This window comes from Empedobacter sp. UBA5036 (assembly GCF_002415215.1).
GTDB lineage: Bacteria > Bacteroidota > Bacteroidia > Flavobacteriales > Weeksellaceae > Empedobacter > Empedobacter falsenii_B.
On sequence record NZ_DICC01000068.1, the window covers coordinates 52,598 to 60,624 of the forward strand.

The following is an 8,027-nucleotide window of genomic DNA, read 5'->3' on the forward strand; positions in this document are numbered from 1 at the left end:
TATAAATGGCTTCGAAGAAAAATTACTGGAAAAGTTTTGAGGAGTTAACTGACAATACATTAAATGAAAAGTTAACTACCAACGAATTTGCAGAAGAAATTCCTGTAGATAATTTCTTAGGGAATGATAACGCCATGGAGAATAGTCAAACTTCACGACGTGACTTTTTGAAGATTTTAGGGTTCAGTACAGCTGCTGTTACTTTAGCAGCCTGTGAAGCTCCAATCGTAAAATCTGTTCCTTATGTAGTGAAACCAGAAAACATTATGCCTGGTGTACCTACTTATTATGCATCAACAGTTTTTGATGGATACGATTACGCGAACGTATTAGTACGTACAAGAGAAGGTCGTCCTATTAGAATTGATGCAAACAAAGGCGCAAAATATTATGGTTCTACAAATGCACGTGTTCAGGCATCTGTATTATCATTATACGATTCTGATAAAATAAAATCACCTTTAACAAACGCAGGTGATAACTTCAAAGCAACATCTTGGAAAGAGCTTGATGCACGTGTAACAAAAGCATTAGCATCAGTAGGAGGGAAAAAAGTAGTTATTTTAACTTCTTCTTTACCTTCACCAACAACTAAAAAGTTGATTGCTGAGTTTGCAACAAAATATCCAACAACTCAACACGTTGTTTATGATGCAATTTCTTCTACGAATGCATTAGACGCAGCGCAAGAAGTTTACGGAAAAAGAGAATTGCCATTCTATGATCTTAAGAATGCTGAATTAGTTGTTTCTTTCAACGCAGATTTCTTAGGTGATTACAATGGTGGTGGAATGGAAGGTGATTATGGTGTTGCTCGTAAACCAGGAGCAAACATGATGCGTCACATCCAAGTAGAATCTGTTTTATCTTTAACAGGAGCAAATGCTGATACACGTTATCCATTAAAACCAACTGATACTGAAAAAGTATTGGCTGAAGTTTATAATAAATTAGCAGGTGGTTCAGCTTCTTCTAAAGAAGCATTAGCTATTGCTGCTGAATTAACAGCAAAAGGTTCTAAAGCTGTAGTAATGGCAGATGGTTCGAAAGAAGCATACGCAATTGCATTTGCAATTAACCAATTATTAGGATCAGCTGCAGTTTCTGATAAAGCTGTTTTATTAAAAGAGTCTAACGACGCTGTATTTAATCAATTTGTTGCTGAAGCTAAAGCTGGACAAGTTGGAGTTTTATTAAACTTCCAAACAAATCCAATTTACAATGCTAAAAATGCAAAAGAAATTGAAGGAGCTTTTAAAAACATTGGACTTAAAGTTGGTTTAGTTGAAAAATTAGACGAAACTGCATCAGTAATGGACGTTATTGCTCCAGTTACTCACGGTTTAGAGTCTTGGAATGATTTCAACCCATTAACAGGTGTATATTCATTACAACAACCAACAATTCCACGTATTTTTGATTCTCGTCAATTCCAAGATTCATTAATCGCATGGATGACAGGAGTTACTAAAGTTACAGAAGTAGAAGATCCAAATGATCCAATTATGGTGATGGCGGTTTCTGCAACAAGACAAAAAGTTTCTCCATATTACTTATATGTAAAACAAAACTGGGAATCAGCTATTTTACCAAAATTAGGTGTAGATTTCAACAAAGCATTATACAATGGTTATAATGAAGCGACTGAAACTTCTGCATTTAATGCTAACACTGGTGTTGCTGCTGCGGCTGCTACAAAATTAGCTGGAGCTAAAGCAACAGAATGGGAAATTCAATTCTATTCTAAAGCTGGTTTAGGAGATGGTACACAAGCAAACAATCCTTGGTTACAAGAATTACCAGATCCAATTACACGTAACTCTTGGGATAACTATTTAACAGTTAATCCAAATGATGCGGAAAAATTAGGAATCAAAATTCAAGATAACTACAACGTTACAAACGGAAGAATGCAATTTGACGGTGAGTATGTAAACTTAACTGTTAATGGAGTAGTTTTAGAAAACGTTCCAGTATTCATCCAACCAGGTCAAGCAATCGGAACTGTAGGTTTAGCTTTCGGTTATGGTCGTACAAAAGCTGGTAAAGTTGCAAACAATGTAGGGGTTAATGCTTTCGCATTATACACTGGTAATGTAGGTGCATCTAACGTTAAGATCGAAAAATCTTCTCGTTCAGATAAACACGAATTTGCTAACATGCAACAGCAACCAACATTGATGGGACGTTACGAAATCGCAAGAGAAGTTTCTTTAGCTGATTTCATCAATACAGATCGTCAAGAATGGAATCCAGTTGCGAAGATGCCAACATGGAGAGGAGATTCTCCAGTAGGTGAAGTTGACTTATGGGCTAGTTTTGATCGTTCTACAGGACCTCACTTCAATTTAACAATTGATATGAATTCTTGTACAGGATGTGGAGCGTGTGTAATTGCTTGTCAAGCAGAAAACAACGTACCAACTGTTGGTAAAGAGCAAATGCGTATGTCGAGAGATATGTATTGGTTAAGAATTGACCGTTACTACTCTGATGTTACTTACCAAGATAAAGACGGAAAATTAACTCAAAAAGTTGCGTTAGAATCTGATCCAGATAACGAACCACAACAATATACACGTTTAATTAAGCCAGAGGCTGAAAATCCAGATGTGATTTTCCAACCATTAATGTGTCAACACTGTAACCACGCTCCTTGTGAGACTGTGTGTCCAGTAGGTGCAACATCTCATGGTCGTCAAGGTCAAAACATGATGGCTTATAACCGTTGTGTTGGTACTCGTTATTGTGCAAATAACTGTCCTTACAAAGTACGTCGTTTCAACTGGTTTAACTGGGCGAATAATGACAAATATGACTTCCACATGAACAATGATTTAGGTCGTATGGTACTTAACCCAGACGTTGTTGTACGTACACGAGGAGTAATTGAGAAATGTTCATTCTGTATCCAACAAACTCAAGCTGCAATCTTAAAAGCTAAGAAAGAGAATAGAGTAGTTAAAGACGAAGAGTTTATGGCTGCTGCTGCTTGTGCTGCTGCTTGTGGAACAGGTGCGATGAAATTTGGTGATATCAATGATGATAAATCTGAAGTAAGAGCAGCTTCAAAAGATAAACGTTCTTATGTTTTATTAGAAGAAATTGGTACAAAACCAAACGTTATCTATCAAGTAAAAGTTAGAAACAGAAAAGAACAAGCTTAATTAAATTAGTAAAGAATTAATAAGGTAAACAAATATGTCACATTACGAATCACAGGTAAGAGAACCCCTTATTTTAGGACATAAAACCTACCACGATATCACAGTAGACATTGCTCGTCCAATTGAGACGCCAGCAAGTAAATTGTGGTGGACATGTTTCAGTATAGCAATGGTTGCATTCATCTTTGGTGTTGGAGCAATTGCTTATACCGTAGGAACTGGTATTGGTGTATGGGGATTGAATAGAACGATTAACTGGGGATGGGATATCACCAACTTCGTATGGTGGGTAGGTATCGGTCACGCTGGTACGTTAATCTCGGCCGTTTTATTATTATTCCGTCAAAAATGGAGAATGTCGGTTAACCGTTCTGCGGAAGCCATGACGATCTTCGCCGTTGTACAGGCAGCGTTATTCCCTGTAATTCACATGGGTCGTCCATGGTTAATGTACTGGGTATTCCCAATTCCTAACCAATTTGGATCTTTATGGCCTAACTTTAACTCACCATTATTATGGGACGTATTCGCGATTTCTACGTATTTCTCTGTATCAACAGTTTTCTGGTTGATGGGATTAATTCCTGACTTCGCTATGGTACGTGACCGTGCAACAAAACCATTCGCTAAGAAAATCTACGGAATCTTATCATTCGGATGGGGTGGTGGAGCAAAACACTGGCAACGTTTCGAAGAGTTATCTTTGGTATTAGCTGGTTTATGTACACCATTAGTATTCTCGGTACACACGATTGTATCTTTTGACTTCGCAACGTCGGTAATCAAAGGATGGCACTCAACAGTATATCCTCCATATTTCGTTGCCGGAGCTATTTTCTCTGGTTTCGCGATGGTACAAACATTATTAAGTGTAATGCGTAAAGTTTTACACTACGAAGATTATATCACACGTAAACACATCGAGTACATGAACATTGTAATCGTTGTAACAGGTGGTATGGTTGCAGTAGCTTACTTAACAGAGTTATGGATCGCTTGGTATTCAGGATCTCGTTACGAAGACTTTACATACTTCTCTCCAGGAGCAGCAACAGGACCTTATTGGTGGGCATTCTGGGCGTTAATTATCTGTAACGTTTTAGTACCAGGATTATTATGGATTCGTCCAATCAGAAGAAACTTCTTCTGGACATTCGTTATCTCTATCGTAGTTAACATCGGTATGTGGTTCGAGCGTTTTGATATTATCGTTATCAACTTATCTCGTGACTATTTACCATCGAGCTGGACAATGTTTATGCCTTCATGGGTAGACGTAGGTATCTTCTTAGGTACTATGGGATTCTTTTCTGTGTTATACTTATTGTACGCACGTACATTCCCAGTTATTTCACAATCTGAATTAAAAACTATTTTGAAATCATCAGGCGAAAGCTATAAAAAACATCATACTGAAGATGAGCATCACGAACACTAAAATCGTTTATGGTCTTTACGGAGACGATGATGATTTATTAAAAGCAGTAAAATCTATTCGTAAACAAGGTATTACGATAGATGAAGTATATACACCTTTCCCTGTACACGGTTTAGATAAAGCCTTAGGATTAAAGAAAACTCGTATTTCTGACCTTGCTTTCTTCTACGGTGCATTTGGTACAACGTTAGCATCTTTGATGACATGGTTTATTATGAACCATGACTGGGCTCAAGATATTGGAGGGAAACCATCTTTTTCTTGGGGTGAGAATATGCCAGCTTTCGTTCCTATTATGTTCGAGTTGACAGTATTCTGTGCAGCGCACTTTATGTCATTAACATACTTAGTGCGTAACAAAATGTACCCAGGAGCTAAAGCTAAAAACCCAGATCCACGTACAACAGATGATAAATTCTTAATCGAAATCAGAACTGCTGATGTTGAGAAAATCAAAAATGTATTTGTAGAAACTGGTGCTGAAGAAGTAACTGTAAAAGGTGATGTAGTCGTAGAACCAAGTGTTAACAATTTAGTACAAGAAGCATAATGAAAAAGATAGCATTACTTATAGGATTAGGAAGTATTATTATCACTTCTTGTTCTGATAAAAAACGTCACGCAAGTATCGTATATATGCCAGATATGTATTATCCTACGGCATATGATCCTTATGAAAAGGCAACTTTTGGTTACCCTCATGACGAAGAAAACTCTGAAGTTCCTGTATTAAGTAAAAATCATAATATGTCTGCATTAGAATCTGTAGAAGGTGCTGTTGCAAGAACAGATGGTGATATTTTACCATGGACTTTCAAAAACAATAACGCTGGTTATGCACAAGCAAAAGCAGTAACTGTTTCTCCTTTGAATGCGGCTAACAAAGCTGCAGACTTAGAAAGAGGTAAGTTATTGTTTGGACAAAATTGTGCAGTTTGTCACGGTGAAGCTGGTGATGGACAAGGTTCAATTGTAAAATCTAAAGCTTATTCAGGTGTTCCTAATTATAGCGAAAGAGATGTTACAGTAGGTTCTGTTTATCATGTAATTATGTACGGAAAAAATGCGATGGGTTCTTACGCATCTCAATTGACTCCTGCAGACCGTTGGAGAGTTGCTGAATATGTAATGAGTTTGAAAGGTGCTACTACAGCTGCCGCTGCTCCTGCTGGAGACGCAACTGCTGAAGCAAAACCTGCAACAGAAACTGAAACAGCAACTAATAAATAATAAAATAAGTTAATTATTATGCAATATACATTTTCCCCAAGATTAAAAAATGCATCACTTATCTTAGCTGTTATAGGTGTTGTACTTTACGGGATAGGATTTTTCTTACATCAACAAGATGTTGCTAATTCAACTGAATATATTAACGGTTTGATTGAAGCTCACCCAACTCAATTTTTTGGTGACTACATTTCAGATTCTTATGCATCTATGAACACAGATCATGCTGGACACATGGAGCATTTGACAAATTTATTGAAAAACAGACCTTGGGCTGCTTTCTATGTACCAGCTTATTTATCGTTTGGTATTGCGGCATCTGCGTTGTTTTTCTTATGTATTCAATTCGTAGCTAACGCTGGTTGGTCTATGGTAGTATCTCGTGTTATGGAGGCTATCGCGTCATTTTTACCAGTTGGTTCTGTACTTGTAGCTATCATCGTTTTAGGATCTTATTTTCATATGAATCACTTATTCCACTGGATGGATGCTGATTTAATAAATCCTGATAGCGAGAAGTATGATATCTACATGGCAAACAAAGCTCAACTTTGGTTAAGCCCTAACTTCTGGTTAATACGTTGTGTTATTTACTTAGTAGTATTATCTTTAATGTTACCAGTAATTAAAAACGCAACACGCAAATTAGATGAGACAAACGGAGACTTAAAAGTGTACGCTCAATTGTACAAAAAATCAGTAATTTACTTAGTGATTTTCGCAATTTGTTCTGCAGCATTTGCTTGGGATTTCGTGATGTCTTTAGATCCACACTGGTTCTCTTCATTATTTATGTGGTACGGAATGGTTTCATACTTAGTTTCTGCGGTTTCTATTATGGCAATTATTTCTATCTACTTAAAAAGAAAGAACGCTTTACCATTATTCAATGATAACCACTTACACGATTTAACAAAATTCATGTTCGGTTTCTCATTATTGTGGTCATACTTATGGTTCTGTCAATTCATGTTACAATGGTACGCCAATATTCCTGAGGAAGCTCAATACTTCCAACAACGTATGGCGCAATACCCATTATATTTTTGGATGTTGATCATTAACTTAGTAGCTCCATTCTTGATTTTAATTTCTTCAAGCATGAAACGTCGTTATCAAATCGTTTTCGCGATGGGATTCGTTATCATCTTTGGACACTACTGGGATTTCTACAACCAAATTATGCCAGCAGCTGTTGGACCATTCCACAACTTTGGTTTAATGGAAATTGGAGCATTAGTTGGAATCGGAGGATTATTTACATTCGTAGTTATGAATGCAGTTTCTAAATTAAACTTAGAAGCAAAAGGTCACCCTTACTTCCACGAATCAAAAATTTATGAATATCCTTTCTAATTAGAAAGATGTTATAAAATCTAAAAAGCTCGATGCATTTGCATCGAGCTTTTTTATTTGATTAATAATTGTAATATTCTTATTCTTGAATTGTTCTACGTTTTATTTCCAAATCAACCAAGAAATGATCGACATCGTCATCTGTTGATAGATTTCCAACCACGTAAACACCTTTGTCTCCGTTTTGATTATTGATTATACCATAAACAGAAGATTCGTCATCAGGATCAGACATTCCTTCGTAACGATAAATGCATACGATATCAAAGATTTCAGGGGCTTGTTTTAATTGATTTTTTTCGATATTATAGTCAATAGTAAAACCATTTTCTTTTAGTTCGTCTAAAGCTTCGTTCGTTGTTTTGTAGCGGTATTGGATTTTTTCTTTCATAATTTTAATAGTTTAATTATTGATTCTCAAATACTATTCCAATCAGTATATTCATTAAAATATTGTAAAGTCTTTTTTGGTAAGGTTATTGTCTTATCTCAAAATGAATATAATGAATATGATTATGAAACTAATAGTATTAAAAAAAATTAACTTGATTGCGTTTTTTGCCCTCGCTGCTTTATTTTTGGTATCGTGTGATGGTTCTCAACTATATATGGATTAGAGCATCAGCATAAACACAAAAAGAAGTATAAGAAATATCCGAAGTACGAAGTAAGATATGATGACCATCGTAGCTTACCACCAGGTCAACACAAAAAAGTACACGGTGATAAATCTGCAAAACGATATGCACCAGGTCAACAAAAGAAAAATAATGGGAATTATTATAAAAAGAAAGGGCATCATAAACATCATAATGATTAAAAAAGAAAAGGATTGA

General features: G+C 36.1%; 7 protein-coding genes. 5 read left to right on the forward strand and 2 right to left on the reverse strand.

All coding sequences use genetic code 11. The features are described from left to right. Positions 1–5: 5 nt before the first annotated feature. The 5 genes from B4J88_RS12965 to B4J88_RS12985 are packed head-to-tail and all read left to right on the forward strand — an operon-like array spanning position 6 to position 7,191. Positions 6–3,167 (forward strand): TAT-variant-translocated molybdopterin oxidoreductase, encoded by a 3,162-nt coding sequence (locus B4J88_RS12965; RefSeq protein WP_291067803.1) that lies wholly within the window; start codon positions 6–8, stop codon positions 3,165–3,167. A 34-nt stretch (positions 3,168–3,201) separates the two neighbouring features. Then, complete coding sequence (gene nrfD, locus B4J88_RS12970; protein WP_038336919.1) at positions 3,202–4,605, forward strand: NrfD/PsrC family molybdoenzyme membrane anchor subunit; 1,404 nt, start codon at positions 3,202–3,204, stop codon at positions 4,603–4,605. Then, positions 4,586–5,155, forward strand: a complete 570-nt coding sequence (locus tag B4J88_RS12975) for a DUF3341 domain-containing protein (RefSeq protein ID WP_221627898.1) — start codon at positions 4,586–4,588, stop codon at positions 5,153–5,155. Before nrfD ends, B4J88_RS12975 begins: the two co-directional genes overlap by 20 nt. Next, entirely contained in the window at positions 5,155–5,835 is a 681-nt protein-coding gene (locus B4J88_RS12980; RefSeq protein WP_219035261.1) for a c-type cytochrome, read from the forward strand. The genes B4J88_RS12975 and B4J88_RS12980 overlap by 1 nt, the downstream gene beginning before the upstream one ends. An 18-nt stretch (positions 5,836–5,853) precedes the next feature. After that, on the forward strand, positions 5,854–7,191 hold the full coding sequence (locus B4J88_RS12985; RefSeq protein WP_286496026.1) for a hypothetical protein: 1,338 nt from the start codon (positions 5,854–5,856) through the stop codon (positions 7,189–7,191). Positions 7,192–7,270: 79 nt separating this feature from the next. Here B4J88_RS12985 and B4J88_RS12990 read toward each other — a convergent pair whose 3' ends face one another. Next, a complete protein-coding gene (locus tag B4J88_RS12990; protein WP_114999479.1) occupies positions 7,271–7,582 on the reverse strand; it encodes a hypothetical protein in 312 nt (103 codons plus the stop codon). A gap of 211 nt (positions 7,583–7,793) precedes the next feature. Then, the coding region (locus B4J88_RS12995) for a hypothetical protein (RefSeq protein WP_291067804.1) at positions 7,794–8,027 on the reverse strand (234 nt) is incomplete at its 5' end.